At 61.3% G+C, this 969-nt stretch carries 2 pseudogenes; both read left to right on the top strand.

Going from position 1 to position 969, the window contains the following annotated elements:
- Window positions 1-543: 543 nt before the first annotated feature.
- Window positions 544-711: pseudogene (locus tag ABD112_RS14570) on the top strand (Mu transposase domain-containing protein); the annotation flags it as partial.
- A 33-nt stretch (window positions 712-744) separates the two neighbouring features.
- A pseudogene (locus ABD112_RS02815) lies at window positions 745-969 on the top strand (IS21 family transposase); the annotation flags it as partial.

The raw sequence follows: 969 nt of genomic DNA, 5'->3' as shown, positions 1-969 counted from the left end.
GGCTGGTGGACGAGTATGGCGCGACGGTAGCCGAGTCCACCGTCACTCACGCGGTCGCGAGGATTCGGCGGGAGCTGATCGGCACCCCGGTCAATGTTGCGGTCCCGCAAACCCATGCGCCAGGAGCTGAGGCCGAGGTTGACTTCGGGGAGTTCCAGGCGGTGATCGGCGGCAGCATGGTGAAACTGTTCATGTTCGTGTTGCGCCTGTCATATTCGGGCAGGGCCGTGCATGTGGCGTATGCGAACCAGGCGCAGGAGTCGTTTCTGGATGGCCATAACGTTGCTTTCGAGCGTCTCGGCGGGATCCCGTCGAAAATGATCCGTTACGACAACTTGACTCCAGCGGTGATCCGAGTCGCGCTGGGTCGGGAACGGTTAGAGAATCCACGATTCATTGCCATGAGATCGCATTATGGTTTCGATTCGTTCTTTTGTATCCCGGGAATTGAGGGAGCGCACGAGAAGGGTGGTGTTGAGGGTGAAGTCGGCCGGTTCCGCCGCCGCTGGCTGACCCCGGNCCGCTACTGCGGAAGCGCCGGAATTGCTGACGTTGCCCTCGAGTATTTTCGAGGCTGGGCCTACCTCCTCGGTCAAGGTCAACCACAAGGCGGAGGTATGTGTCCGGCAATGCTATTACTCCGTTCCGGTCTCCTACGCCGGCAGGCGGGTCAGCGTCCGTATCGGGGCCGCTCTCGTCGAGGTGTTCGCCGACGGGAAGAGAATCGCAGTTCACGTGCGGGCCGTGCATAAGTATGCGCACGTCCTTGATCTCGATCACTATTTGGAGGTCCTCACCCGCAAACCCGGTGCCATGGTCGGTGCTACCGCCCTGGTCGCCGCCCGTGCCAGCGGTGCTTTCACACCCACTCATCAGAAATTCTGGGATAAAGCCCGCCATCAACTCGGTGACGGTGCCGGGACGCGGGCACTGATCGGGGTGCTGTTGCTGGCGCGAACGTTGCCAGCT

Source organism: Rhodoglobus aureus (genome assembly GCF_039527955.1).
Lineage (GTDB): Bacteria > Actinomycetota > Actinomycetes > Actinomycetales > Microbacteriaceae > Rhodoglobus > Rhodoglobus aureus.
This window is presented reverse-complemented; position numbering and strand designations above follow the sequence as displayed.